At 71.6% G+C, this 24953-nt stretch carries 26 protein-coding genes; 9 read left to right on the forward strand and 17 right to left on the reverse strand.

The window, feature by feature from the left end; genetic code table 11:
• Positions 1–3 precede the first annotated feature (3 nt).
• The 4 genes from OHT57_RS03455 to OHT57_RS03470 all read right to left on the reverse strand — a co-directional run bounded on the left by OHT57_RS03455 (position 4) and on the right by OHT57_RS03470 (position 4104).
• Positions 4–2361 (reverse strand): SpoIIE family protein phosphatase, encoded by a 2358-nt coding sequence (locus OHT57_RS03455; protein ID WP_328744389.1) that lies wholly within the window; start codon positions 2359–2361, stop codon positions 4–6.
• Between the two features lie 64 nt (positions 2362–2425).
• The gene (locus tag OHT57_RS03460) at positions 2426–2893 is read right to left on the reverse strand and encodes a peroxiredoxin (RefSeq protein ID WP_328744391.1); all 468 of its coding nucleotides are present in this window, start codon (positions 2891–2893) and stop codon (positions 2426–2428) included.
• Positions 2890–3270, reverse strand: a complete 381-nt coding sequence (locus OHT57_RS03465) for a DoxX family protein (RefSeq protein ID WP_328744392.1) — start codon at positions 3268–3270, stop codon at positions 2890–2892. The genes OHT57_RS03460 and OHT57_RS03465 overlap by 4 nt, the downstream gene beginning before the upstream one ends.
• A 30-nt stretch (positions 3271–3300) precedes the next feature.
• Positions 3301–4104 (reverse strand): AraC family transcriptional regulator, encoded by an 804-nt coding sequence (locus tag OHT57_RS03470; protein ID WP_328744393.1) that lies wholly within the window; start codon positions 4102–4104, stop codon positions 3301–3303.
• An 81-nt stretch (positions 4105–4185) separates the two neighbouring features.
• On the opposite strand from OHT57_RS03470, the gene OHT57_RS03475 reads away from it, so the two are divergent.
• Positions 4186–5334, forward strand: coding sequence for an MFS transporter (locus OHT57_RS03475; protein WP_328753107.1), 1149 nt, complete (start codon positions 4186–4188; stop codon positions 5332–5334).
• Between the two features lie 202 nt (positions 5335–5536).
• Here OHT57_RS03475 and OHT57_RS03480 read toward each other — a convergent pair whose 3' ends face one another.
• From OHT57_RS03480 to OHT57_RS03505, 6 genes are all read right to left on the reverse strand, one after another.
• On the reverse strand, positions 5537–6049 hold the full coding sequence (locus OHT57_RS03480) for a MarR family winged helix-turn-helix transcriptional regulator (RefSeq protein ID WP_328744394.1): 513 nt from the start codon (positions 6047–6049) through the stop codon (positions 5537–5539).
• A gap of 150 nt (positions 6050–6199) precedes the next feature.
• Entirely contained in the window at positions 6200–7387 is a 1188-nt protein-coding gene (locus OHT57_RS03485; RefSeq protein WP_328744395.1) for an NAD(P)/FAD-dependent oxidoreductase, read from the reverse strand.
• Positions 7384–7578, reverse strand: a complete 195-nt coding sequence (locus OHT57_RS03490) for a ferredoxin (protein ID WP_328744396.1) — start codon at positions 7576–7578, stop codon at positions 7384–7386. Before OHT57_RS03490 ends, OHT57_RS03485 begins: the two co-directional genes overlap by 4 nt.
• 52 nt (positions 7579–7630) lie before the next feature.
• A complete protein-coding gene (locus OHT57_RS03495) occupies positions 7631–8863 on the reverse strand; it encodes a cytochrome P450 (RefSeq protein ID WP_328744397.1) in 1233 nt (410 codons plus the stop codon).
• 248 nt (positions 8864–9111) lie between these two features.
• Positions 9112–9885 (reverse strand): response regulator transcription factor, encoded by a 774-nt coding sequence (locus OHT57_RS03500; protein WP_328744398.1) that lies wholly within the window; start codon positions 9883–9885, stop codon positions 9112–9114.
• A complete protein-coding gene (locus OHT57_RS03505; RefSeq protein ID WP_328744399.1) occupies positions 9869–11083 on the reverse strand; it encodes an RNA-guided endonuclease InsQ/TnpB family protein in 1215 nt (404 codons plus the stop codon). Before OHT57_RS03505 ends, OHT57_RS03500 begins: the two co-directional genes overlap by 17 nt.
• 50 nt (positions 11084–11133) lie before the next feature.
• Between OHT57_RS03505 and tnpA the strand changes: the two genes are divergently transcribed.
• Positions 11134–11562 (forward strand): IS200/IS605 family transposase, encoded by a 429-nt coding sequence (gene tnpA / locus OHT57_RS03510; RefSeq protein ID WP_328744400.1) that lies wholly within the window; start codon positions 11134–11136, stop codon positions 11560–11562.
• A 204-nt stretch (positions 11563–11766) separates the two neighbouring features.
• Here tnpA and OHT57_RS03515 read toward each other — a convergent pair whose 3' ends face one another.
• A complete protein-coding gene (locus OHT57_RS03515) occupies positions 11767–12417 on the reverse strand; it encodes a TetR/AcrR family transcriptional regulator (RefSeq protein ID WP_328744401.1) in 651 nt (216 codons plus the stop codon).
• Between the two features lie 2 nt (positions 12418–12419).
• Complete coding sequence (locus OHT57_RS03520; protein WP_328744403.1) at positions 12420–12617, reverse strand: hypothetical protein; 198 nt, start codon at positions 12615–12617, stop codon at positions 12420–12422.
• Between the two features lie 153 nt (positions 12618–12770).
• Between OHT57_RS03520 and OHT57_RS03525 the strand changes: the two genes are divergently transcribed.
• The 5 genes from OHT57_RS03525 (at position 12771) to OHT57_RS03545 (ending at position 18688) form a co-directional block, all read left to right on the forward strand.
• Positions 12771–14258, forward strand: coding sequence for an MFS transporter (locus OHT57_RS03525; protein ID WP_328744404.1), 1488 nt, complete (start codon positions 12771–12773; stop codon positions 14256–14258).
• 452 nt (positions 14259–14710) lie between these two features.
• A complete protein-coding gene (locus tag OHT57_RS03530; RefSeq protein ID WP_328744405.1) occupies positions 14711–15394 on the forward strand; it encodes a response regulator transcription factor in 684 nt (227 codons plus the stop codon).
• Between the two features lie 240 nt (positions 15395–15634).
• Positions 15635–16615 (forward strand): ATP-dependent DNA ligase, encoded by a 981-nt coding sequence (locus OHT57_RS03535; protein WP_328744407.1) that lies wholly within the window; start codon positions 15635–15637, stop codon positions 16613–16615.
• Positions 16616–16744: 129 nt separating this feature from the next.
• The gene (locus OHT57_RS03540) at positions 16745–17521 is read left to right on the forward strand and encodes an NPP1 family protein (protein WP_328744408.1); all 777 of its coding nucleotides are present in this window, start codon (positions 16745–16747) and stop codon (positions 17519–17521) included.
• Between the two features lie 102 nt (positions 17522–17623).
• Positions 17624–18688, forward strand: coding sequence for a questin oxidase family protein (locus tag OHT57_RS03545; RefSeq protein ID WP_328744409.1), 1065 nt, complete (start codon positions 17624–17626; stop codon positions 18686–18688).
• Here OHT57_RS03545 and OHT57_RS03550 read toward each other — a convergent pair.
• Positions 18685–19686: a DUF5937 family protein gene (locus OHT57_RS03550; RefSeq protein WP_328744410.1), complete on the reverse strand. Its 1002-nt coding sequence runs from the start codon at positions 19684–19686 to the stop codon at positions 18685–18687. The genes OHT57_RS03545 and OHT57_RS03550 overlap by 4 nt on opposite strands.
• 113 nt (positions 19687–19799) lie before the next feature.
• Here OHT57_RS03550 and OHT57_RS03555 point away from each other — a divergent pair, with 113 nt between their 5' ends.
• Both OHT57_RS03555 and hemC read left to right on the forward strand, forming a co-directional pair.
• Positions 19800–21017, forward strand: coding sequence for an MFS transporter (locus OHT57_RS03555; RefSeq protein ID WP_328744411.1), 1218 nt, complete (start codon positions 19800–19802; stop codon positions 21015–21017).
• 102 nt (positions 21018–21119) lie between these two features.
• Positions 21120–22055, forward strand: coding sequence for a hydroxymethylbilane synthase (hemC, locus tag OHT57_RS03560; RefSeq protein ID WP_328744412.1), 936 nt, complete (start codon positions 21120–21122; stop codon positions 22053–22055).
• A gap of 13 nt (positions 22056–22068) precedes the next feature.
• On the opposite strand, the gene OHT57_RS03565 is transcribed toward hemC, so the two are convergent.
• From OHT57_RS03565 to OHT57_RS03580, 4 genes are all read right to left on the reverse strand, one after another.
• The gene (locus OHT57_RS03565) at positions 22069–22584 is read right to left on the reverse strand and encodes a hypothetical protein (RefSeq protein WP_328744413.1); all 516 of its coding nucleotides are present in this window, start codon (positions 22582–22584) and stop codon (positions 22069–22071) included.
• A 192-nt stretch (positions 22585–22776) separates the two neighbouring features.
• Positions 22777–23628 (reverse strand): ABC transporter permease, encoded by an 852-nt coding sequence (locus OHT57_RS03570; RefSeq protein WP_328744414.1) that lies wholly within the window; start codon positions 23626–23628, stop codon positions 22777–22779.
• A complete protein-coding gene (locus tag OHT57_RS03575; RefSeq protein ID WP_328744416.1) occupies positions 23588–24418 on the reverse strand; it encodes an ABC transporter ATP-binding protein in 831 nt (276 codons plus the stop codon). Before OHT57_RS03575 ends, OHT57_RS03570 begins: the two co-directional genes overlap by 41 nt.
• Complete coding sequence (locus OHT57_RS03580) at positions 24415–24870, reverse strand: MarR family winged helix-turn-helix transcriptional regulator (protein WP_328744418.1); 456 nt, start codon at positions 24868–24870, stop codon at positions 24415–24417. The genes OHT57_RS03575 and OHT57_RS03580 overlap by 4 nt, the downstream gene beginning before the upstream one ends.
• Positions 24871–24953 lie beyond the last annotated feature (83 nt).

Genomic DNA, 24953 nt, shown 5'->3' on the forward strand with positions numbered 1-24953 from the left:
TGCTCAGAACTCCGGTGGTTCCAGCGACTGTTCCGCCCAGATCGTCTTGCCGCTGTCGGTCTGCCGGCTCCCCCACCGCTGGGTGAGCTGGGCGACCAGCAGCAGCCCGCGGCCGCCCTCGTCGAAGGCGTGGGCGCGCCGCAGGTGGGGTGAGGTGGAACTGCCGTCGGAGACCTCGCAGATGAGGGTGCGATCACGGATCAGCCGGAGTCTGATGGGCGGTTCGCCGTAGCGGATGGCGTTGGTGACGAGTTCGCTGACGACGAGTTCGGTGACGAAGGAGGCCTCCTCCAGTCCCCAGACGGCGAGTTGCTCGGTGGCGGCCTGCCGGGTGGCGGCGACGTGCGCGGGGTCCGGCTCGACGTCCCAGGTGGCGACCCGGTCGGCGCCGAGGGCTCGGGTACGGGCCAGCAGCAGGGCCACGTCGTCGCCGGGCTCCTCGGGGAGTACGGCCTTCAGGACCGTGTCGCACAGGTCGTCGAGGGTGTCGGTCCTCACGGTCAGCGCGCGGCACAGTTCGTCGGTGGCGTGATCGACGTCGCGGTCCCGGTCCTCGATGAGTCCGTCGGTGTAGAGGGCGATGACGGCGCCCTCGGGCAGTTCGATTTCCGTGGCCTCGAAGGGCAGGCCCCCGACTCCGAGCGGGGGTCCCGCGCTCAGGGGGACGAGCCGCACGGTGCCGTCGGGCATGACGACGGCGGGCGGTGGATGTCCGGCGGCGGCCGCGGTGAGCAGGCGGGAGACCGGGTCGTAGACGGCGTAGAGGCAGGTGGCGCCGAGTTCGGCGACCTCGCCCCCCTGGTCGGGGCGGTCGGCTGATGCGAGATGGGTGACCAGGTCGTCGAGGTGGGTGAGGAGTTCGTCGGGTGGCAGGTCGACGTCGGCGAGGGTGCGCACGGCCGTGCACAGGCGGCCCATGGTGGCCGAGGAGGGGATGCCGTGGCCCACGACGTCGCCGACCACGAGGGCGACGCGGCTGCCGGAGAGCGGGATGACGTCGAACCAGTCGCCGCCGATGCCGGCCAGGGAGCCGCAGGGCAGATAGCGGTGGGCGACCTCGACCGCCGCCTGTCCGGGCAGGCTGCGCGGCAGGAGGCTGTTCTGGAGGGCCAGGGCGGTGGTGCGCTCGCGGGCGAAGCGGCGGGCGTTGTCGATGCAGACGGCGGCGCGGCTGGCGAGTTCCTCGCCGACCGTGGCGTCGTCGCCGCCGTAGTCGTCGGGATGCGCGATACGGACGGCGACCACGACACCCAGGGTGGTGCCCCGGGCCCTGAGCGGCACCGCGAGCATGGAGTGGACGCCCTTGCGGTAGGAGCGGCCGGCGGGGGCGCGGGCGTTGCGTTCGGCGACCCAGCGCATGAAGTCGGGCTCGCCGGCCTGGCTGACGGCCGCCCGGCCCTGTCGCAGTGCCCGTGCGGGCGGGGAGAAGGCCGGGTAGATGTCCGTCTCGCCCAGGTGGACGGCGGCCTCCGGGGTGCCTTCGAAGGCGGAGCCGTGGGCGACACGGCGCAGGACGATGTCGCCCTCCAGCACGGTCGGCGGCTCGTCGGCGCCGAGGACCCATTGGAGAAGGTCGACGCTGGCGAAGTCGGCGTACCGCGGGACGATGAGTTCGATGAGCTCCTCGGCCGTGCGCACCACGTCCAGGGTGGAGCCGATGCTGGCCGCGGCCTCGTTCAGCAGCGCCAGTCGCTGTCGGGCCCGGTGCTGATCGCTGCTGTCGAATCCCGCGAGGGCGACCCCGGTCAGCTCCCCGGTGTCGTCGTCACGCACGGGCCACATGTCGAAGCTCCAGGCGTGCTCCCTGTTGCTCGAAGGGGCTCCCGTGAAGCTCTCGTAGCGGACCGGCATGCCCGTCTCTGCCACCTGGCGCAGATGGGCCAGGAAGCCCCGGCTGTGCTCGGCGTCCTCGACGGTGTCCGGGAAGTAGCGGCCCAGCAACGCGTCCTCCGGCACCCCCATGCCCCGGCAGGCCGCGTCGTTGAGGCGCAGGTAGTTCTGCCGGGGGTCGAAGACCGACATGGACATGGATGCCTGTTGGAAGGCCTTCCCGGCCAGTGTCGGTTCGCCGTCGCCGGGCGGCCGGGCGGTGATCACGTACCCGGCCGGTGTGCCGTCGCCGCCCAGGAAGGGACACGCGTCGAGGGTGAGCGTGAGCGGGGACCCGTCGCTGCGGCGCAGTACGACGGTGCCCTTCAGCGCCGCCACGGCCGGTCCCGGCGGGTCCTCGGCGAGCAGTTCCCGCGCCGCCCGCCCCACGACCTCCTCGGCCGTGTGTCCCGTCAGCCGCCGGGCACCCTCGCTCCACCCCGTCACAGTGCCTGCGGCATCGGTGACCGCCGTAGCGGAGACGTGCTCCATATGGTCCAGGATGGTCCCTTTGCCGGACCGCATCAACCGAAACGGGGCAACTGGCCCCCGCCCGTCACTTCCGGTGGGCGCGCAGGGCGTCGAGAGCGCGGTCGGCGTGGGTGTTCATGCGCAGTTCGCTGCGGACGACGTCCAGTACCTTGCGGTCCTCGGCGATGACGAAGGTGACCCGCTTGGTGGGGGCGAGGGAGAAGCCGCGCTTGACGCCGAACAGCTCTCGTACGGCGCCGTCGGCGTCGGACAGCAGGGGCATGCCGAGGGAGTGGCGGCCGGTGAACTCCTGCTGGCGCTCGACGGTGTCGCCGCTGATACCCACGGGCTGTGCGCCGACGGCGGCGAACTCGGCGGCGAGGTCACGGAAGTGGCAGGCCTCCGCGGTGCAGCCGGCGGTCAGGGCGGCGGGGTAGAAGAAGAGCACGACCGGGCCGTCGGTGAGCAGTTCGGAGAGGCGGCGGTGGGTGCCGGTCTCGTCCGGGAGCTCGAAGTCCTCGATGGTGTCGCCGGTCTCTATCGCCTTGCTCATGCCTGGCCCTCCGTGTTCTTAGCGATGCTGCGTGCCCACAGCACGAGCGGGAGTTGCAGCGGCAGCCGTCCGAGGGCCGCCGCCTTCAGGGGCGCGGGGCGGTGACGCCAGTCGACGGCCATCTTGACGTTGGCGGGGAACACCCCCACGAAGAAGGCGGCCGTGGCCAGGGCGGCGGTCCGCCTGGTCCGCGGCAACGCCAGACCGCCGGCGAGCGCGAGTTCCACGGCGCCGCTGGCGTACGTCCAGGTCCGGGGCCTGCCCGGCAGTGCCTGCGGGATGGTCGCGTCGAAGGAACGCGGTGAGGCGAAGTGGGCGACGCCCGCGGTGGCCAGCAGGCCGGCGAGCAGCAGGGGTGAGCGTGGGGACCGTGACACGGTTCCTCCTTCGGGGGGCTGCCGCGCACATTACTGGACGGTACATACAGGTCGGACAGGGGCCTGCCCCCGTCCTGAAGGCACTACCGGGGAACGGCGGTTGTGGGCGCCCGGGGTGTAGCCGAAGGAGCGGCGGAACACGTCGATGAAGGCGCTCGCGGACGACCAGCCGCAGCGATGGGCGACGGTCGTGACCGGGACGTCGTCGGCGAGCATGCGCAGGGCGTGGTAGAGGCGTGACTGGGTGCGCCACTGCGGGAAGGTCATGCCGAACTCGGAGCGGAAGAGGCGGCTGAGGGTGCGCTGCGAGGCTCCGGTGGCGGCGCCGAGGGTGGCCAGGGTGCGCGGGTCGGCGGGAGCGGCGTGGACGAGTGCGCAGACCGCGACCAGACGCGGGTCGGCCGGGGTGGGCAGGCGCAGGGGCTGCTGCGGAGAGGCGCGCAGTTGGTCGCGCAGTACGGCGAGGAGGCGCTGGCGTTCTGGACTGCCGTCGCCGGGATCGCGGGTGTGGGCGAGGATCAGCTCGCGCAGGAGCGGGCTCACGGCCAGGACGGTGGGGGCGTCCAGGCCGAGCGGGTTGTCGTCGGCGGGCAGCCCGACCAGATGCAGGTCGAGGTGACCGTGGGCGCGGTGGGCGTGGACGGTGCCGGCGGGGACCCAGATCGCGCGGGTGCCGGGCGCGAACCAGGTGCCGGCGTCGGTGGTGACCGCGAGAACGCCGGAGCCGGCGTAGACGATCTGGTGGTCGTCGTGGCGGTGGGCGTCGATGCGTTCTCCGGCGGCCAGGTGCTGGGCGCGGGTGGGCGCCATCGGCGTGTGGCGGATGTTCGACATGACTGGGCAGATTATCGAAAGCGGGACGGCCGCTGTCCGCGCGAGGCTCGTTTCGTGTCCAGGAACCGTTCCCTCACGCTGATGTCCCTGGGGCACGCCTGCGTGGACGTGTATCAGGGGGCCGTGGCCGCCCTGGTGCCGTTCTTCGTCGCCGAGCGTGCCTACTCCTATGCCGCCGCGTCGGGCGTCGTCCTTGCCGCGTCCCTGCTGTCGTCGGTCGTCCAGCCCCTGTTCGGCGCGCTCACCGACCGGTGGGCGATGCCGTGGCTGCTGCCGCTGAGCTCTCTGACCGCCGGTGCGGGTGTCGCGCTCAGCGGGGTGTTCGGCTCCTACCCGCTCACCCTGGCGGCGGTCGCCGTGACCGGGATCGGGGTCGCCGCCTACCATCCGGAGGCCGCCAGGGCCGCCCGCGCCGTCGCGCCCGCCGGCAACCGTGGGATGGGGTGGTTCTCACTCGGCGGCAACGTCGGTTTCGCCCTCGCTCCGCTGCTGGTCGCCGCCGTGATCGCCACGGGCGGCCTGGCCGCCTCTCCCCTGCTGGCCGTTCCGGCCGTGGCGGGGGCGGCCCTGTGCGCGGCCGCGATGCGCGCCTCGGGGGAACACCCGGCGGCGGACCTTGCGTTCAACAGCACCGGCGACGACGACTGGCCGTCGTTCCTGCGGCTCTCGGGCGCGGTGGTCTGCCGCTCGGTCGTGTTCGTCGGGCTGAGCGCCTTCGTCTCGCTGTACGTCCGTGAGCGCACCGGCGGCGGGGACCTGGCCGGTACGGCGGCGCTGTGTGTGCTGTACGCGGGCGGTGCCGTGGGGACGGTCGCCGGGGGCCGGCTCGCCGACCGCTACGGGCGCCTCGCGGTGGTGCGGCGGGCCTACATGCTGACGGTGTTCGCCGTGGCCGCAGTGGTGCTCGTTCCGGGTCCAGCGGTGTATCTGTTCGTCGCCCTGACCTCGGCCGGCCTGTATGTGCCGTTCTCTCTGCACGTCACCCTCGGTCAGGACTACCTGCCCCGGCGGGTGGGCACGGCGAGCGGGGTCACGCTGGGCCTGACGGTGAGCGTCGGCGGACTGGCTGCGCCGACGCTGGGGGCACTGGCCGACACCACGTCCCTGCGCACCGCGCTCGTCCCCCTGGTGGTCCTGCCGGCGCTGGGCGGCGTGCTGCTGCGGGGACTTCGCGAACCCACCGCTCCGTCCGCGCGGCCGACGCGCGCCCCTCGCCTCCCGGCGGGCTGAGCCGTCTGGCCCCGGCGGCCTGAAAGGGTCTTGGCCGAGGTCGGTCGCCTGCACTGGGCGGCCTGCTGCTCAGGGGACTACGCGAACCCGCCTCTCCATCCGCGCGGCCGACGCGCGCCTCTCGCCTCCCGGCGGGCTGAGCCGTCTGACCCCGGCGGCCTGAAAGGGGCTTGGCCGAGGTCGGTCGCCTGCGACCCGACTCTCAGGCAGTCCCGGCTGGTGTCGGCTCCTCGCTGTCGTCGACGGCGTGCGAGAGGAAGTCGTCGACCATGCGGTGGAAGAGTCCGGCGAGCTGCCGCAGTTCCTCGGGCGACCAGTCGGACAGCGCCAGCTGCATGCCCCGGGCACCGGCGTCACGGATGCGGTCGATGGCCTCCTGGCCGGTCCCGGTGAGCTGGATGCGCTGGGCGCGCCGGTCCTCGGGATCGGGGACGCGGGTGACGTAGCCCGACTTCTGGAGCTGCTGGACCGTGCGTGTGACGTGGGAGGCCTCCACTCCCAGGCGATTGGCCAGCTCCCCCGGACGCATCGGCTCGGTGTCGGCGACCTGCCGCAGCAGGGCCACGGCGGCGCGGTCCAGCGGCACCTCGGCCAGCGCCATCAGCCGGTCGTGCTGACGGGCACGGGTGCTCAGGTAGGTGATCCGGGTGAGCGCCCGCTCGATCTCGGTGACGTCCGGGGACGCGGGGACGTCGGGGAGCGGCTGTGAGGACATACTCACCAGGTTACCATCTTGTTGCGTAACTCAAGTAATCTACGGCGGATGTTGAGCGCGGGTACTGCGGACGTACGACGACGGGCCCTCTCCCACGATCACGGAAAGGGGCGCCGACAGCCGTGGCCGTCGACGCCCCCTCGGCGATACTCAGGCCTCGACCACCGGGATGTCGGTCCGCACGGTCTCGTGCCAGGCCGCGCCGGTCACGACGGCCTGGCGCCACCCGCGGATCGCCTTGGGCGGCATGCCCACCGCGAGGGCACCGCCGACCCGGCCCCCCGTGCGGTACACGGCGACGAACCGGCGTTCCGCCACGTCACCCTCCACGACGGCGACCTCGTCGTGTCCGCGCAGGAACCCGTACGCCTGGACCTTCATGTCGTACTGGTCGGACCAGAAGTAGGGGACCGGCGCGAACGGCTTGCGCGCCTCCGGGGCGGCGAGCAGGTTGCGGGCGGCGGCCATACCCTGCTCGGCCGCGTTGGTACGGTGCTCGATCCGCATCGACGCCCCGAACAGCGGGTTGTACCAACGGGCCACGTCACCGGCCGCGTACACGTTCTCCGCGGCCTCGCAGTACGCGTCGCACACCACGCCGTCGCCCACTGCGAGCCCGCTGCCGCCGAGCCACTCGGTGTTGGGCAGCGAGCCGATGGCCACGAGCACCTCGTCCGCCTCGACGACCTCTCCGTCGGCGAGCCGCACACCGTCCTCGGTCACCTCCGTCACGGTGACTCCACAGCGCAGTTCGACGCCCTGGTCGACATGGGCACGGGCCAGCATCTGCCCGACCTCGACGCCGACCGCGTGCGCCAGTGGCACGGCGGCGGGTTCCAGGAGAGTCACCTGCGCGCCCAGACGCCGGGCCACCGCCGCGGCCTCCGCGCCGAGGAACCCTGCGCCCACCACGACCAGTCGCAGGCCCGGCTTCAACTGCTCCCGCAGCATGAGGGCGTCGTCGAGGGTGCGCAGCACGTGGGCTCCCTCCCCGGGCAGCCGGCGCGGCCGCACGCCGGTGGCGATGACCAGTCCGTCGTACGGCACCTCGCAGCCGTCGGCCAACCGCACCGTGCGGGCGACGAGGTCGAGGCCCGTCGCCGCGACACCGAGCCGCAGGTCGAGGTCGAGCGCGGCCAGGTCGGCCGGAACACGCAGGGCGAGCCGGTCGGGCTGCCACTCCGCGGCCAGGATCTGCTTGGACAACGGGGGCCGGTCGTAGGGGGGTTCGGGCTCGTCGCCGATGAGGGTGATCGTCCCGTCGTGTCCTTCGCGGCGCAGTGTCTCGGCCGCGGCGAGCCCGGCGGCCGAGGCTCCGACGACGACGATCCGCCTCACGGCCGGGCCAGCCGGATGGCGGCGGCCGGACAGACCGCGATGGCTTCCTTCACGTCGTCGAGGCGGTCGTCGCCGACCTCCTCCGTCAGGAGGACCGCGATGCCGTCGTCGTCCTGGTCGAACACGTCCATGGCGGCGACCACGCACTGCCCCGAGGCGACGCACTTGTCGGCTTCCAGCTCCACCTTCACGGGATCCCCTACCTCTCTCGTGGTTGTCGTTCGTACCCGGGACGGCAGGCCGTCACCAGGTCACCGGCAGTTCGTGGATGCCGTAGATGAACGCGTCGTGCTTGAACTTCACGTCCTCCAGGGCGCGGGCGAACTTCAGGGTGGGGATGCGCCGGTAGAGGGTGCCGTAGACGACCTGGAGTTCCATACGGGCGAGGGGCTGGCCCAGGCACTGGTGGACGCCGAAGCCGAAGGCGACGTGGCGGCGGGCGTCGCGGGTGATGTCGAGGCGGTCGGGGTCGTCGAAGACCCGGGGGTCGCGGTTGCCGGTCTCGTTGACCATGATGACGCCCTCGCCGGCCTTGATGACCTGCCCGGCGATCTCGATGTCCTCGGTGACCGCGCGGCGGCGCCCCTGGTGGGTGATGTGGAGGTAGCGCAGCAGTTCCTCGACCGCGGAGGCGATCAGTGCGGGGTCGTCCGTGTCGCGCAACAGGGCGAGCTGGTCGGGGTGTTCGAGGAGGGCCGCGGTACCGAGCGCGATCATGTTCGCGGTGGTCTCGTGTCCCGCGATCAGCAGGAGCAGCGCCATCTCCACGGCCTGGCCGTGCGTCAGCTCGCCGGCGGTGACACGTCCGGCGATGCCGGTGAGGAGGTCGTCCCGGGGCTCGGTGAACCGCTCGGCGAGTTGGCCCGACAGATAGCCGGCGATCTCCCGGGTGGCCGCGCTGCGCGCCTCGGGAGTCGCGGTCGTGCGGACCATCGTCCTGGTGTTCTCCTGGAACAGCGCGTGGTCGTCGTAGGGCACGCCGAGCAGTTCGCAGATCACCAGTGAGGGCAGGGGGAGCGCGAACGCCTCGACGAGGTCGGCGGGCTGGGGGCCGGCCAGCAGGTCGTCGATCAGTCCGTCCACGATCCGCTGCACGGCGGGCCGGAGGGCTTCGATCCTCTTGATGGCGAACGGTGCCGTGACCATCCGGCGCAGCCGGGCGTGTTCGGGGTCGTCCATCATGATGAAGCTGAGCTTGCCCTCACCGGCCTCGGAACTGGCCTTGGACGGATAGCCGGGCCGGTCGGTGTCGGCGCTGACCCGGGGATCGGCCAGGATCGCCCGCTGCTCGGCGTAGCGGGTCACCAGCCACGGCTCGCTGCCGTCCCACAGGCGGACCTTCGCCAAGGGCCCCTTCTCCTGGAGTTCCCTGAGGGCGGGCGGCGGGTCGAAGGGGCAGCGGGCGGCGCGGGACATGGGGAACTCGGGGGCGGTGTCCGTCATGTCATGCGCGGGACCGGCCGGAGTGACGGCCATGGTTCTCCTCGGTGGTGGGGGCTCCGCCGGACGAGGCGGAGTGCCGGGGCGAAGTGGTCGAGGCCTCGATGAGCGCATGCAAACAGACAGGGCTGACGCCATCCCCTCAACAACCTGACGGGAAGCTGACGTGACCCAGATCACAGCACCGTCAACTGCTGGGTGCCCTCGGGGAGTTGCTGGTGCCCCACGACGATCCGCCCGCTGCGGACGCACCGACCCCCACGCCGTCCCGTCTGCGGTGAACCTCAGGTCTCGACGTCGGCGCGTCCCAGCCAGTAGCCGAAGCCGCGGCGGGTGTGGATGAGTTCGGGTGCGTCCCGGTCCACCTTGCGCCGCAGCCGGGAGACGAGCTGTTCGATCGCGTTGTCGCCGCGGTGGTCGCCCCAGACGTACCGGCCGATCTGCTCCTTGGACAGCACTCGGTGGGCGTTGACCAGGAGATGGCGCAGAAGCCGGTATTCGGCGGGCGTCAGGTCGAGGGAGCGCGGTCCACGCCGGGCCTCGCACAGACTGTCGTCCAGGACGAGTTCGCGGTAGCACAGCCCGCCGCCCCGGGCGGGTCCCGCTCCCGTGCCGCGCAGCAGGACCTGCACCCTGGCCAGGAGGTCGGCCACCCGGAACGGCTTGGTGACGTAGTCCCGTTCCCCCAGGCCGAGTTCGGGCACGATCTGGGCCAGCGACTCGTAGTCGACCAGCAGAAGGACGGGCGGACGGCGGACCAGGGCGGGCCGGGTACGGCCCAGTCCCGCCACGTCCGGCAGTGCCACGTCGACGACCACCAGATCGAACCGTTCACGGGCCAGGCGCGCCAGGCCGTCGGCGGCGGTCGCCGCCCCGACCACCCGGTAGCCCGCCAACTCCAGCGTGGCACAGAGGAGTTCCGCCACCTCCGAGTCGCCCGCGATGACCAGGAGGCGCTGGCCGGCACCGCGGGCGAGTGCCGGTCTCTCACTGGAGCTGCCGTACGTGACTCCTCCCTCGCCTGAAGCCGGGGGCTTCTCGTTACGCCGGGTTGGCATTGCGACGGACCAGCCCGGCCCGTAATACGTTGGTGGCTGCCACGGTGTCGGCGTGGGCGGTGTGGCCGCACGAGACGCAGTGGAACTTTTCCTGTGTGGGCCGATTCTCCTTCGCGGTGTGCCCGCATTCGGGGCAGGTGCGGGAGGTGTTGCGGGGATTAACGGCGATCACTTCCCGTCCGGCGCTTTCAGCCTTGGCGTGCAGGATCGTCAGGAACACCCCCCATCCGGCATCGGCGATCGACTTGTTGAGCCCGGCCTTCGTGGCGGCCCCGTTGGGCAGGAAGGTGCCCGGCTGGTCGGGGTCGGGTTTCGGTGCGGGGGCCTTGCTCATGTTGCGGATCTTGAGGTCTTCGTGCGCGATGACGTCGTGTGCGCGGACCAGGCCGAGCGCCGTCTTGTGTGCGTGGTCGAGCCGCTGGCGACGCACCTTGCCGTGCAGCTGGGCAACCTTGTCCACCGCGCGCTGGTGGTTGACGGTCCGGTCCTTCACCTTGCAGCGGGGGAACCGGGACAGGGCCTGCTGCGCTGCCTGGAGTTTCGCGGCTGCACGGCGGCCGTGGCGCGGGTTGGGTACGAAATCGCCGTTGGAGTCGGCGAGGAAGTTCGCGATGCCCAGATCGATGCCGACCACGGAGCCGGTCGCGGGCAGGGGTTCGGGCTGGTCCTGCTCAGCGGTCAGTACGACGAACCACTTTCGCCCCTCGCGCTTTACCGACACGGTCTTGACCTTGCCCACCACCGGGCGGTGCTGGTTGACCTTCACATGCCCGACGCCCTGGAAGCGGACCCGGGTGACCCGGTCGTGCGGGGCGGAATCCCACCGGCAGCCGTCCCCGTCCTTGGGGAAGTCCACCGTGTCAAACCAGTTCACCCCGCGAAAACGCGGATATCCCGGGGTGTCGCCGGACGTGACCCGGCGGAAGAACGCGGCGAACGCCTTGTCGAGACGGCGCAGGGTTGCCTGCTGCGAACTGAATGACCAGCGGCCCTGACGCTCCGGGTCGAACGCCCGGATCTCCTTGAGCTGCGCGGACTGCATCCCGTACCTGACGGTGGTCTTGGAGGCATGCCGCCAGGCGTCACGGCGTTCCTGCAACGCCCCGTTGTAGACAGAGCAGTGATCCCGCAGCATCTCGACCAGCGCCTGCTCCTGGCGGACGGTGGGCCGCATGAGGAACTTGTACGCACGGATCATCCAGCCCGCCCCCTCCGGTCAAGTCCACTCGATCCTAATATACTTGGCGCATGTCACCGCGCTGGGAACCAGATCCCGATATCAGACGGGGTAACCACGTCATCTACAACCTCCACGCCCACTTGGTGTTCGTCACTAAATACCGGCGTGAGATCTTCAACGACGACATGCTGACGCGCTGCGAAGCGATCATGCGGGACGTGTGCGAGAGCTTCGGCGCGGAAATCCGGGAGTTCAACGGCGAAGGCGATCACGTCCACCTGCTCGTGCACTACCCGCCGAAAATCGCCCTGTCCAAGCTCGTCAACTCCCTCAAGGGCGTCAGCTCCCGATATCTGCGCGCGGAGTACACCAGCCGGATCAACCAGATCGGCACCGGATCCGTGTTCTGGTCCCCGTCCTACTTTGCGGGGTCCTGCGGCGGCGCACCCCTGAGCATCGTCAAGGACTACATCGAGAACCAGAAACGCCCAGCCTGACCGACCGTCACCCCGAGGAGCAGGGATCTCCGGCACTACGCGCCTCCAGACCGAGGATCGCATTCCCACCCGGCCCTGAAGGCCGGGACTCCCTGCGAAGAACAAGCGATGGCACAAGACCGTTCGTGAGGGGGCACGCTCTCCCACCTTAGCGCTCCCTTGCCTAACTCAAGCAACAGCCCTTGCGGTGCCTACGGGAGCCCTTCATCGGGTGGGCGTGACCGGAGCCGTCCACATGGCGACCACGACATCACCGAGACCGGTGGCGGCGTCGTGCCAGGTGGCTCGGGGGGTCGGGGTGTTCTCGGCGAGGGCCCGTTCACGGTCCGCGGCCATGTGCACGATCAGATGACGGGCCATCTCGGACCGCTCGGCACGGACGTCGGCAGGCAACTCGGGCAGGCACCGGTGCAGGCCGTCGACGATCCGCCGGAGCGACGGCGAGGCCATCGACTCCTCGACCATGATCTGCTGGAGGACCGGGTCGGTCATGACCTGGGCGCAGAACCGGGCGAACCAGGTGGGACTGCCCAGCGCCGCGAGATGTTCGGGCACGGGCCGGACCAGACAGTCCACCCAGTCGCGTACGTCCGTGGAGTCGCCCGCCCTGTCCAGCAGCCTGGCGCGGATCTCCTCGATGCGGACGTGGTGCTTGCGGGCGATCGCCCGGACCAGGTCGGCCTTGGTGCCGAAGTGGTATCCGACGGCGGTGTTGTTGCCCTGCCCCGCGGCCTCGCCGACCTGACGGTTGGACACCGCGAGGACGCCACGTTCGGCAAAGAGCCGCTCCGCCGCGGTCAGGATCAACTCCCGGGTCGCACTGACCTGTTCCTCGCGTACCGTCCTGCCCGCCATGCTCACCACCGCACCGGGACTTCGCCGAGCCCTCCGACGGCCAGTCCCCCGAGCCGCCCGAGGTCCGCCGGCGGTGCGGCGGGCTCCAGTGCCGAAAGCCTACGCAACAGCACGTCCAGGACGGTGCGCAGCACCGCGCGAGCGAGCGCCCGACGCAGGCAGGACCGGGCTCCGGCGCCGACCCGCAGCGCGCTGGACACGCCGGGGAGTGGCGCTCACTCCAGGACACAGGTCCTCCTCGGCTCCGGCGATCAGTGCACGGACAGGACAGCCGGGCCCCGTAAGCTAAGTCAAGCACCTGACTTAACTTCGGCCGAGTTGTCGGCCCCCTGCCCTGCCATGGAGGCTCATTCATGTCCGACGCTCCCACCGGATCCGCCGACGCGGGTGCCGTGGTGACCCCGCCCCGGCCCAACGCGGTGGTGGCGGTCCTGGCCTTCGCCGGCATCGTGGTGTCGCTGATGCAGACCCTGGTCATCCCGATCGTGCCGGAACTGCCCAAGCTGCTCGACGCCCCGGCCTCGGACACCGCCTGGGCGGTCACGGCGACGCTGCTCGCGGCAGCCGTGGCCACCCCCATGGTCGGCCGTCTCGGCGACATGTTCGGCAAGCGCCGGATGCTGCTGGTCAGCGTCGTGATGCTGGTGGCCGGATCGGTCGTCTGCGCACTCAGCGACGCCTTGGTCCCGATGATCGTCGGCCGCGCCCTGCAGGGCCTGTCCTCCGGTGTCATCCCGCTCGGCATCAGCATCATGCGCGACGAACTGCCCGCGGAGCGTCTGGCCGGGGCGACCGCGCTGATGAGCGCCTCCCTCGGGGTCGGCGGTGCCCTCGGGCTGCCGACGGCCGCGCTGATCGCGGACAACTTCGACTGGCACTTCCTGTTCTGGAGCTCGGCCGGAATGGGTGCGATCGCCCTCGTCCTCGTCCTGGCGTTCGTGCCGGAGTCCCGGGTGCGCACCGGCGGCCGCTTCGACGCGGTCGGCGCGGTCGGGATGGCCGTGGGCCTGGTCTCCCTCCTGCTGGCCGTCTCCAAGGGCGCCGACTGGGGCTGGACCAGCGGCACCACGCTCGGCCTGTTCGCCGCGGCCGTGATCGTCCTGCTGGCCTGGGGCTTCTTCGAACTGCGCACCACCCAGCCGCTGGTGGACCTGCGCACCACCGCACGTCGCCAGGTGCTGTTCACCAACCTCGCGTCGATCGCGATCGGCTTCTCGATGTTCGCGATGTCTCTGGTCCTGCCGCAGCTGCTCCAGCTGCCCACGCAGACCGGCTACGGCCTGGGTCGGCCCCTGCTGACCGCCGGCCTGGTGATGGCTCCCTCCGGACTGGTGATGATGGCTCTGGCCCCGGTCTCCGCCATGGTCTCCAAGGCCAAGGGCCCGAAGGTGACGCTGATGATCGGCGCACTGATCGTGGCCTGCGGGTACGGCATCAATATCGTGCTGATGTCCCAGGTGTGGCACCTGGTGCTGGTCTCCTGCGTCATCGGTGCCGGCATCGGATTCACGTACGGTTCGATGCCCGCGCTCATCATGGGCGCCGTGCCCGCCTCGGAGACGGCGGCCGCGAACAGCCTCAACACCCTGATGCGTTCCATCGGTACGTCCTGCGCGAGCGCCATCGCCGGTGTGGTCCTGGCCCAGATGACCATCGACCTCGGCGGCTACGCGCTGCCGTCCGAGAACGGCTTCAAGACCGTCATGGCGGTCGGCGCGGGTGCCGCGCTCCTCGCCTTCGCCCTCGCCTCCTTCATCCCGCGCCCGCGCGCGGCGGTCCCGTCGGAGATCTCGGCACCGGTAGCCGCGGAGAGGTCGGCCGGGATGCCGTCGGGGCGCTGACATTGCCCGCCTGACGGCCGCCGTCCGGGCGGCCGTCAGGCATGCGTGTCCTGCCCAGGGAGGACACGGCTCCCGGCGCGTACTGCGTTCTCAGTAGTGCGCTTGTCGGCGGAGGTACGACGACGCGCCGGCCCGGACCGGGGAAGACTGGGAGCCGCCCGGACCGCCGTCGTGGGGCGTGCCGCTCATCCGCCCGGACCACTCGCGGCGGCAGCACCCGGCGGGCATCGGCGACCATGGTTCGAGGACACGACCGGAGAGCGGATGAGCATCCCGTTGCGGCGCCACGCCGACGACCCTGTCCGTGCGGTCGTCGCCATGACGTCCGCACCGCGGTCCCCCGCGTTCCCCTCCGGCGGCGCGAGCCGCCCCGGCCTCGACCGGCCGGACGTGGCGGGTCACCCTCGGCTCCCCCAGTCCCCCGCCGTCACGGAACGTCAGAAACGGACCCCATGACCATCCGCGTACTGCTCGCCGACGACCAGGCCCTGCTGCGGGCCACCTTCCGGATCCTCATCGACTCCTGCGACGACATGGAGGTGGTCGCGGAAGCCGCCGACGGCGCCGCGGCGGTCGATCTGGCGCGCATCCACCGGCCCGACGTGATCCTGATGGACATCCGCATGCCGGGGACCGACGGCCTGGCCGCGACGTCGGTGATCTGCGCGGACACCGCGCTGTCCGACACGCGGGTGCTGATCCTGACCACGTTCGAGATCGACGAGTACGTCGCGCAGTCGCTGCGGGCCGGGGCCAGCGGGTTCCTCGGCAAGGACGTCACCGCCGAGGTTCTGCTCGACGGCATCCGGACCGTGGCGGCCGGCGACTCCCTGCTCTCCCCCGGCGCCACCCGCACCCTGATCACCCGCTTCCTCTCGGCCCCGGGGCTGGGCACCCGGCTCGCCGCCGCCGACGACCTGACCGGCCTCACCACCCGGGAACGCGAGGTGATGGCCTGGGTGGCGGAAGGCCACTCCAACGACGGCATCGCGGAGAAGCTCTTCGTCAGCCCTCTGACGGTCCGCACCCACGTCCACCGTGCGATGACGAAGCTCGGTGCCCGGGACCGCGCCCAGCTCGTCGTCATGGCCTACCAGTCGGGGCTGGTCCAGGCGCTGCCGCCCGAGGAACGCTGACCCGACTCCGCCGGAGTGGACGCACGCCTTGCCGCACAGGGCGTCCGGATCCTCGAACCCCCGGTCCCTGCGGGACCCGGACGGCACCGTCGTCCACCTTGTACCAGGACACGTGACGGACTCCCGAAGGCCCGCCTCCCCGCCCTCGTCGCCGCCTGACAGCTCCTCGGACAGCGCCCGTTCAGGGGAAACCGGCGCGCGGGGCGCGTGACGGTCGGTGCTCGCGTCGACAACTCACCCGTGACCCTCCCGACGATCCCGCCCATGCTGGCCACACCCGGCACCCTGCCGCCCGCGTCGCAGGACGCGCGGTGGGCGTACGAGACCAAACAGGACGGCCAGCGGGTGGTGGTCCGTCTCGGCGGGGACGGCTCCGTGGTGCTGCGTGCCCGGTCGGGGGAGGAGATCACCGCCGCCTATCCCGAACTGCGGCCGCTGGGCGGTGTCCTCGGCTCGACGGCGGCCGTGCTCGACGGGGAGGTCCTGGCACTGGACGAACAGGGGCGCGCGGACTTCCAGTTGCTGCAGTCGCGGATGGGGCTGGCCCACGCCCCGGGGAGGGCCGCGCGCCGGGCGGCCCAGGTCCCTGTCCATCTCGTGCTGTTCGACGTGATGCACCTGGGGCGCCGGTCCCTCCTGCCCCTGCCCTACGTGCAGCGGCGCGCACGGCTGGAGGCGCTGGGCCTGACCGGGCCCCACTGGTCGACGCCCGCCGCCCTCGTCGGTCACGGCGAGCAGGCGCTGCGTGCCACGCGTGAGCACGGTCTGGAGGGCTTGGTCTGCAAGCGGCTGGACTCGGTGTACGAGCCGGGGGTGCGTTCCCGGGCCTGGGTCAAGATTCGCAACATGCGCAGCGAGGACGTCATCGTGGGCGGCTGGCTGCCCGGCAAGGGACGCCTCACGGGTCTGCCGGGCGCGGTGCTGGTGGGACAGCGGGCCGCGGGACGGCTGCGGTACGTCGGGAGTGTGGGCACCGGCTGGAGCGAGCCGGAGCGGACCGAACTCGCCGCGCTGCTGGCCACCGCCGCGACACACGTGTGCCCCTTCGATCCCGCCCCGCCGGTCCACGGTGCGCGCTGGGTGCTGCCCCGGCTGGTCGGCGAGGTCCGCTACAGCACCCGTACCCGGGCGGGGTTGCTGCGTCAGCCGTCCTGGCTGCGGCTGCGACCGGATCTCGCGCCGGAGGAGTCCGCCGCCGACCTCCCCGACGCACGTCCATGATCCGGATGTTGGGCGAGCCGTAACCGGAGCGATGTGTTCAGCCTCTTGGCGCGTACATGAAAAGCAGGGAAGCTGAACTCCCCAGTAACCCCCAGCCGTTGGGCTGCGCCCGGACCCGAGGAGGACGCAGTGGCGTCACCGTCGTTCAAGAAGCACCGCGCGAGGCTTTTCACCGGCCTGGCCGGCGCCGCCGCGCTCGTGGTGGCCTTCCCCTCCGTCGCGTTCGCCGCTCCGCCCAAGGCGCTGCCCGCCAACGCCGAGAGCGCCGAGTACACCTACCAGCCGGCCTTCGACTACGACACCGACGGCTGCTACTCGTCCCCGGCCATCGGCCCCGACGGCACGATCAACGGCGGCCTCAACCCGACGGGTTCACTCAGCGGCGACTGCCATGACGCCTCGGACCTCGACAACACCAACACGTACTCGCGCTACAAGTGCAACAACGGCTGGTGCGCCTACCTGTACGGCCTGTACTTCGAGAAGGACCAGGCCGTGGCCAACAGCAGCATCGGCGGGCACCGCCACGACTGGGAGCACGTCGTGATCTGGGTGCAGAACGGCGCGGTCCAGTACGTCTCGACGTCCAACCACGGTTCGTTCACGGTGAGCGCGGCGTCCGGCGTCCGCTTCGACGGCACGCACGCGAAGATCGTCTACCACAAGGACGGCATCAGCACGCACTGCTTCCGCCTGGCCAACTCGGGCGACGAGCCGCCGGAGAACGCCAAGGGCACCTGGCAGTACCCGCCGCTGGTCGGCTGGAACGGCTACCCGGCCGGGCTGCGCGACAAGCTGAGCGCGTACGACTTCGGCAGCGCCAACTTCGGCCTCAAGGACGCCAACTTCGCCAACCACCTGACGTCGGCGAAGCCGTCGGGGATCAGCTTCGACCCCAACGCCTGACCCCGGCCTGACGATCGGGCGCGGGACCTAGGACTCAGGTCCGCACGGCCTCCGCCCCGCGCCCGATCCAGCCCCGCCGGTGTGCGGCATAGCGTCCCGTGCATGGACACGAGAGACGCCACCGAACCGAAGGACATCAGCGACCGGCCCGTTCCGAGCGACACCGGCGGGCACCTCGAAGAGGCGCTGGACCGCGTCCACGCGTCCGGCCCGGAACGAGAGGGCTGGCTGTCCAATCACGCCCCCATGGTCGTCGAGGCGCTCGCCGCGCACGGGCAGTCGGACTCGGTGCACCGCTGGCTGGACCTCTACCGGGACCGGCTGGAGGACTTCCCCGACCGCACGGCCCCCGTCACGGACGACAACTGGCTCTCGGCACTGGGGGATCCGCGCCGGGTCGCGGACTGGACCGACCATTTCTCCCGCACGCTCGCCGAACGCCCCTGGAAGGACGTCCTCGCCCAATGGTGGCCGCGCCTGCTGCCCGGTCTGTACGGCGGCGCCACCCACACGGTCATACGGGTCGGCCACGCCGTCCGCGCCGTGGCCGCCGAGGAGAACGCGCCCCGGGTCACCGAACTGGCTCACGCTCTGGGCTACTGGGCCGCGCGGCACCAGCCGGTGACCTCTCTCGTGGCGCTGCCGGGTGCGAGGACCGCGACGGCGGCCCTGGACGCCGTACCCGCGATCGAGCCGGGGCACCTGGGGTTCCGGAACCGCCTGGCCGCCGTGCGGGGACTGCCCGTCTGGGCGGACGAGGTCACCGACCCGGACACCGCGAGGGAGCGGCTCACCGAACTCGTCCGCGCCGCGACCCACCGCTACGCCACCCACGGCCATGGCGAGCCCACCATGCTCGTCCACGCGGCGACGGCCCCCAACGCCGTACTGCGGGCCCTGGACTCGCTCCCCCGGGACCAGTGGGCGCCCAGCCTGCGCGCGGCCTGGACCGCGTCGGCGGCGGTCACCGCGATGTACGCGCCCGCGGAACCCGTCGCCCACGTCCCGCCCGTCCGCCTGTCGCCCGAGGAAGTCCTGCAGCGGGCGCTGGCCCACGGCGACGAACACGTCATCAAACTGACCGACACGGCCCTGGACGTCGGTGACGAGCAGGCCCTCGCGGCCGCCCTGCGCGCGGTCGAACTCAGCGAGCCGCTCGCCTCCTAGGAGCTCGCCCGGGCGCCGGTCACCACCGCGTCGCCCAGCGCCGTCCGCTCGTACAGCACGTGAAGGCCCTGCCGCCGCGCGCCGAGCAGGCCCGCCTCGCGCAGGACCGACAGATGGGCGGAGACCGTCGACGGGGCGAGGCCGTGGCGGCGGGCCAGGTCGGTGGTCGAGGCCGGCTCCCCGATCCCGGCCAGGACCGCGGCGCGCTGGCGCCCCAGCAGCCGGGCGAGCGCCTCCGGCGGACGCGGTACCCCGTCGGTGCGCAGTGCGCCCATGCCGCGGGCGGGATAGATGACCGTCGGCTGCCAGGGCCGGGCGAAGCCGCTCACCACGTCCGGCCAGACGAACACACTCGGCATGAGCAGCACGCCCCGCCCGTCGGCCAGTTGGGCGTCCGTCATGTCCCCGCGGACGGGAAGGGTGAGGGTGCCGTCGGTCCAGTCGACGTCCGGATGCAGTCCGGTGAACAGCGCGTCGAGTCCGGCGTCGGCGACCTGCCGGGACCGGTGGGCGATGTCGGCCTCAAGAACGGCACGGTGGCGTGCCCAGTCCGGTGCGACCAGTACGTGCCAGGCCTGTTCGGTCAGGTCGGCGAGACGCCGTACGGTCGCGGCCGGGTCGTCCAGGGCGGCCCGCCCGCGCGGCGACTCGGCGAGCCCCGGTGTGCAGGCGAGCGAGCGGGCCATCTCCGCGTGGGCCAGGGCGGGGTCGATGGCGCGGACGCGGGCCAGCTCGTCCTCGAAGCGGGGATAGGGGTCCTCGGGCGGCGGCCCCAGGAAGTCGGGGGTGTACCCGCCGACCGCAGGGATGAACAGCCACAGCGGGGTCAGGTCGAGCCCCGCCACGGTGGGCGCCGCGCGGCGCAGCCAGTCCCGGTGGTAGCCGTGCCGGGCGGACCGGCGCAGCATGCGCAGCGCCTCGTGGGTCTGGCACAGCGGGGAGACGGCGAAACGGCACCGTCTGAGGTCGTCGTTCCCAAGAAGCAGGGTCAGCGGCACGTCGGGCTCCCTGGCGGCGGTCGGTGATTCGTCCTGGACCGAAAGAGTGGAACCGCCGTCGTCGGCGCCGCACGCTTGCCGTCCTCGACTCCCCTGCCCCGGAAGGTACTTGAATGGACAGCGCACGTCCGACCCCCTGGCGCAGGGCCGTCGTCGTCGCGGCGCTGATGCTGGCGGCGTTCACGTTCAACACCGCCGAGAACCTCCCGGTGGGCCTTCTGCCCCTGATGGCGGACGATCTGCGGGTCTCCCTCACGGCGGTGGGCGCGCTGGTCAGCGGCTACGGACTGACGGTGGCCGTCGCTTCGCTGCCACTGGCCCACGTCACCCGGTCCGTGCCGCGCCGGCATCTGATGACCGGCCTGCTCGTGGTGCTCGCGGCGGCGTGCTGGATCTCCGCGCTCGCCGCCGTGTCGTACGGCCTGCTGCTGGCAGCCCGGGTGGCGACCGCGATGGCGCAGGCGCTGTTCTGGGCGGTGATGGGGCCGGCCGCGGTCGGACTCTTCGCGGCCGAGCGGCGGGGCCGGATCATCGGACTGCTCTCGGTCGGGGGTTCGCTGGCCACGGTGGCGGGAGTGCCGGCGGGGACCTGGCTCGGTGGGCACAGCGGCTGGCGGATGCCGTTCGCGGTGCTCGGGGCGCTCGCCGTCGTCTCCCTGGTCGCGGTGGCCGTCCTCCTGCCGACCTCCCCTCCGGGGGAGAGCCACGGGGCGTACGGTGCCGCCCCCGACCGGCGCCGGTTCGCGGTCGTGCTCGCCACCACCGCGCTGTCGGTGACGGGGGCGTTCACCGGATTCACGTACGTCGTCGCCTTCCTGGACGACGTGAGCGGGTTCGGCCGGGACGCGGTGAGCGCCGTACTGCTGGCGTTCGGGGCGGCGGCGCTGGCCGGGGTCGCGGTGGCGGGGCCCCTGCTGGACCGCTTTCCGCGGGCGACGCTGACCGTGCCGGTGGCGGGGCAGGCCGTGGCCCTGGTCGGGCTGTGCGTGGCCGGGAGGAGCCAGGCGGCGACCGTGGGGCTGCTCATGCTGTTGGGGGCCTCGGTGGCGCCGACGTTCATGGCGACGCAGAGTCAGGTGCTGCGTGTCGCCCCGGGGCGCACCGAGACGGCCCTGGCGGCCAACTCGGCGGCGTTCAACGTGGGCGTGGCCGCCGGTGCCCTGCTCGGGGGCGGGCTGGTGCCCCTGGCCGGGACGCGTGGCGCGTTCCTGGCCGGCGGGCTGTTCACGGTGGGGGCGCTCGTGGTGCTGGTGTGGCCGTTCAGCGCCGTACCGCGCAGGCGGCCGTTCAAAGCGAAAGCGATGGACGCCCCGGAGCCGGGCTGCCGATGACGACCGGACCAGCGCACGCGTCGAGCAGAAGGAGCGTTACTTCCTACCCGTTGCTCCCTGAGCGTCAAACACCGGCCCGCCGCAGGGTCTATCGTGTCCCGCATGTCCCTCCCGGAACTGATTCGCGTCGTCTCCCGTGACTCGCCGATGGCGCTGGCCCAAGTGGAGCGTGTCCGCGGCGAGTTGACCGCCCTGTATCCCGGTGTGCGTACCGAGGTCGTGCCGGTGAAGACGACCGGTGACAAGTGGATGGGCGACCTGTCCGCGGTCGAGGGCAAGGGCGCGTTCACCAAGGAGGTCGACGCCGCGCTGCTGGCCGGCGAGGCGGATCTCGCGGTGCACTGCGTGAAGGACGTACCCGCCGACCGGCCGCTCCCGGCGGGCACGACGTTCGCGGCGTTCCTGAAGCGGGACGACATCCGTGACGCCCTCATCCACCCGGGCGGACTCACCCTGGACGAGCTGCCGGACGGCACCCGCATCGGCACCTCCTCGGTGCGCCGGGTGGCCCAGCTGGCCGCGACCCATCCGCACCTGGAGTGCGTGCCGTTCCGCGGCAACGCCAACAGGCGCCTCGCGAAGCTGGCGGCCGGTGAGGCGGACGCGCTGCTGCTCGCGGTGTCCGGGCTGGAACGCATCGGCCGCCAGGACGTGATCAGCGAGATCCTCTCCCCCGAGACGATGATGCCCCCGATCGGCGCGGGCATCCTCGCCCTTCAGTGCAGGGAGGGCGACTCCGAGCTGATCGACGCGGTCAGCGCGCTGGGCGACCCGGACACGTTCCGGGAGGCGACCGCGGAGCGCATGTTCCTGCATGTCCTTCAGGGTCACTGCAACAGCCCGATCGCCGGGTACGCGCGCATGGACCTCGGCGGCGAACTCTCCCTGCGGGCCTGCGTGTTCACCCCGGACGGCAAGACCCGGCTGAACGCCCACGAGTGGGCGGGCCGGCTCGACCCGGCCACGTTGGGCACCTCGGTCGCCGTGGCGCTGCTGCGCCAGGGGGCCCGCGAGATCATCGACGGCATCCCGCACTGAAGCGGGCGCGGGATCAGGCAGTGCCCTCTTCGGCCTGGTCCCGCAGGAAGTTGCTCACCTGGCAGGCCAGGCCCTCGCGTCCCACGCCGGGGTGAGCGGTTCCCTCGTCGAGGCCGATGCCGCCCGCCCACAGCCGCCGGTCGGCCCACTCGTCGTCGACCCGCAGCTGGATCTGCACGTCGATCTGGTTCAGGCTCGCCTCCGGTCCCGCCGCGAACAGCACGGCGGTGACGCGGCGCAGCGGATAGACGTCGAAGCCCTCGACGAACTGCGAGTTGCGCCAGTCGATGAAGGCGCTCTCGCCCTCGGAACCGATCCGCACGTCGATCTGGCCGTCCTCCAGGTGGACGGTGGGATGCCGCTCGCCGCGGTTCTCGACGGTCACCCGGACGCTGAAGTAGGTGAGACCTTCAGCGGCGTCGTCGCGTCCACGCGGCGGCTCGGCCGCCTCCAGACGGTGGACGCGGACACGCAGACCGGCATGCTCGTCGTACTCCAGCCAGTCCCCGACCACGTTCGGCTCGTACACAGTGCACCTCATCGACCTCAGAGAGCTGCTTCCTATCTGTGTGCTCAATGCACTGTCAAATGAGCAGAATGCGCTGTGGCCAGGTACTTCACCCCCTTTGATCGCTGATCAAGCCGTGCGCAGGAAGAATCCCCCGGGTGGCCGGAAAAACCCTTCCCCGGGCGTGCCGCACATCACGTTCCCCGCGCATGATCAACGGGCCAGCCGGCCGAGGAGCGAGGAGGCCGCGGTGATGCCGAGCGCGGCGGCCACCGCCAGCACCCCGAAGTCGAGCGCCAGATGGGCGGGCGTGCCCAGGAGGAGGCCGCGCAGGGCGTCGACTTCGTAGCTGAGGGGGTTCACCTTGCTGATCGTCCGGAGCCAGCCCGGCATGATCGACAGCGGGTACAGGGCGTTGGAGCCGAAGAAGAGCGGCATGGTGATGGCCTGTCCGATGCCCATCAGGCGGTCCCTGCTGAGCACGATGCCGGCGATGGTCATCGACAGGCAGGAGAAGAACGCCGAGCCGAGGATCACGATCGCCCCGACTCCGAGGAGTTTGAGCGGGTTCCAGGTCAGGGACACGCCGAGCAGGGCGGCGATGAGGATGACGACGACGGCCTGGATCAGCGACTTCACCCCGGCCGCGAAGGCCTTGCCGGTGGTCAGTGCCGAGCGCGGGGTCGGAGTGACCAGGAGCTTGTTGAGGATGCCCGCGTCGCGCTCCCAGATGATCTGGATGCCGTAGAAGATCGCGATGAACATCGCGGACTGGGCGATGATGCCGGGCGCCAGGTAGTCGATGTAGGGGATGCCGCCGGTGGGGATCGCCCTCATGCGGGTGAAGGTCTGGCCGAAGATCAGCAGCCACAGGGCGGGCTGGACCGCGCGGGTGTAGAGCTCGGTGCGGTCGTGCCGCAGCTTCTGGAGTTCGACGGCGCACATCGCCACGACCCGGGCGGGCAGCACGCGCCAGCCCGCGCGGGGCTCCGGCGGGCGGAGCAGCAGATGGATGGCGCTCGGGTCAGCCGACACGGTTGGCGGTGCGGCGGGTGCTTCGGACATCGCGGAAATCCCCTCCCTCGTCCTCGAGTCCGCTGCCGGCGACGTCACGGAAGACGTCCTCCAGGCTCGGCAGGGCGTCTGTGCCGCGGCTCTCGGCGAGTCCGCGTCTGAGCTCGGCGGAGGTACCGAGGGCGCGGATGCGGCCCCGGTGCATCAGACCGACGCGGTCGCAGTACTGGTCGGCCTCGTCCATGTAGTGGGTGGTCACCAGGACGGTCATGCCGGTCGCCTCGCGTACGGCGTTGATGTGCTCCCACACGCCGGTGCGGGCGATCGGGTCGAGGCCGATGGTCGGTTCGTCGAGGATCAGCAGCCGCGGCGCGCTGACCAGGGCCTGGGCGAGCTCCAGCCGGCGGACCATGCCGCCGGAGTAGGTGCCCGCGAGCCGGTCGGCAGCGTCGGTGAGGTCGACCGCGGCGAGGGCCTGACCGACGCGTTCGGCGCGTTCCTTTCGGGCCACGTCGAAGACGCGGGCGAACAGGGCGACGTTCTCCCGACCGGTCAGGTTGGCGTCGGCGGACAGCTGCTGCGGGACGTAACCGAGCAGACGCCGTACAGCCATCGCGTCCTGGGCGGTGTCACGGCCGAAGACCCGGACCATGCCCGCCGGGACGGGGAGCAGGGTGGTGATGCAGCGGATGGCGGTGGTCTTGCCGGCGCCGTTGGGGCCGAGCAGTCCGAAGACCTCGCCCTGTTCGACGGTCAGGTCCAGTCCGTCCACGGCCGTCGTCTCACCGAAGGTGTAAGCGAGCCCCGTGCAGCTCACGGCTTCGTCGGCGTGCGGTGTCATGACTCCTCGGCCTCCTCGTGCAGATTGACGGCGAGCGCGCGCAGCGCCGGGAGTGCGGCACGCAGGGCCTCCTGGTCGGCCTCGTCGAGCCGGGCGACCTGCCGTCCGACGAGTGCGATCCGGCGCTGCTTCCAGTCACGCAGTCGCGTCTCGGCCTTGTCGGTGAGCAGCAGACGGGCGGCGCGCCGGTCGGCGGGGTCTGTCTCACGGATCAGGTGTCCCCCCCTGACCAGCTGGTTGACCAGGGTCGACACGGAGTTTCCGGCGAGGTACAGCTCCTTGGCGGCGTCGGAGACGCCGATTCCCGGCCGCGACTCGACAAGGCGCAGCAGCTCGACCTCGGCGCCGCGCAGCCGCGGTGCGGTCAGTCCGGCGCGCAGTCTGCGCCTGAGCAGCCGCTGGACGCCGACCAGTGCGTCGGCCAGCTCTTCCGGGAGGGTCTGTTCGTCCACACGGCCAGATTACCTCTGCATAAGAGTTATCTCGACCAAGGGCAGGTCAAGCAGGACCCCTGCAGGGGCATCAACGACCTACC

Source organism: Streptomyces sp. NBC_00285 (genome assembly GCF_036174265.1).
GTDB lineage: Bacteria > Actinomycetota > Actinomycetes > Streptomycetales > Streptomycetaceae > Streptomyces.

What these genes read in the sequence shown, in the direction of transcription:
- OHT57_RS03455 (WP_328744389.1), bottom strand. Translation starts at nt 2,361, where the DNA reads ATGGAGCACGTCTCCGCTACGGCGGTCACCGATGCCGCAGGCACTGTG.
- OHT57_RS03530 (WP_328744405.1), top strand. Translation starts at nt 14,711, where the DNA reads ATGACCATCCGCGTACTGCTCGCCGACGACCAGGCCCTGCTGCGGGCC.
- OHT57_RS03545 (WP_328744409.1), top strand. Translation starts at nt 17,624, where the DNA reads ATGGACACGAGAGACGCCACCGAACCGAAGGACATCAGCGACCGGCCC.
- OHT57_RS03500 (WP_328744398.1), bottom strand. Translation starts at nt 9,885, where the DNA reads ATGCCAACCCGGCGTAACGAGAAGCCCCCGGCTTCAGGCGAGGGAGGA.
- OHT57_RS03505 (WP_328744399.1), bottom strand. Translation starts at nt 11,083, where the DNA reads ATGATCCGTGCGTACAAGTTCCTCATGCGGCCCACCGTCCGCCAGGAG.
- OHT57_RS03460 (WP_328744391.1), bottom strand. Translation starts at nt 2,893, where the DNA reads ATGAGCAAGGCGATAGAGACCGGCGACACCATCGAGGACTTCGAGCTC.
- OHT57_RS03570 (WP_328744414.1), bottom strand. Translation starts at nt 23,628, where the DNA reads ATGTCCGAAGCACCCGCCGCACCGCCAACCGTGTCGGCTGACCCGAGC.
- OHT57_RS03575 (WP_328744416.1), bottom strand. Translation starts at nt 24,418, where the DNA reads ATGACACCGCACGCCGACGAAGCCGTGAGCTGCACGGGGCTCGCTTAC.
- OHT57_RS03495 (WP_328744397.1), bottom strand. Translation starts at nt 8,863, where the DNA reads ATGGCCGTCACTCCGGCCGGTCCCGCGCATGACATGACGGACACCGCC.
- tnpA (WP_328744400.1), top strand. Translation starts at nt 11,134, where the DNA reads ATGTCACCGCGCTGGGAACCAGATCCCGATATCAGACGGGGTAACCAC.
- hemC (WP_328744412.1), top strand. Translation starts at nt 21,120, where the DNA reads ATGTCCCTCCCGGAACTGATTCGCGTCGTCTCCCGTGACTCGCCGATG.
- OHT57_RS03480 (WP_328744394.1), bottom strand. Translation starts at nt 6,049, where the DNA reads ATGTCCTCACAGCCGCTCCCCGACGTCCCCGCGTCCCCGGACGTCACC.
- OHT57_RS03525 (WP_328744404.1), top strand. Translation starts at nt 12,771, where the DNA reads ATGTCCGACGCTCCCACCGGATCCGCCGACGCGGGTGCCGTGGTGACC.
- OHT57_RS03515 (WP_328744401.1), bottom strand. Translation starts at nt 12,417, where the DNA reads ATGGCGGGCAGGACGGTACGCGAGGAACAGGTCAGTGCGACCCGGGAG.
- OHT57_RS03470 (WP_328744393.1), bottom strand. Translation starts at nt 4,104, where the DNA reads ATGTCGAACATCCGCCACACGCCGATGGCGCCCACCCGCGCCCAGCAC.
- OHT57_RS03475 (WP_328753107.1), top strand. Translation starts at nt 4,186, where the DNA reads ATGTCCCTGGGGCACGCCTGCGTGGACGTGTATCAGGGGGCCGTGGCC.
- OHT57_RS03555 (WP_328744411.1), top strand. Translation starts at nt 19,800, where the DNA reads ATGGACAGCGCACGTCCGACCCCCTGGCGCAGGGCCGTCGTCGTCGCG.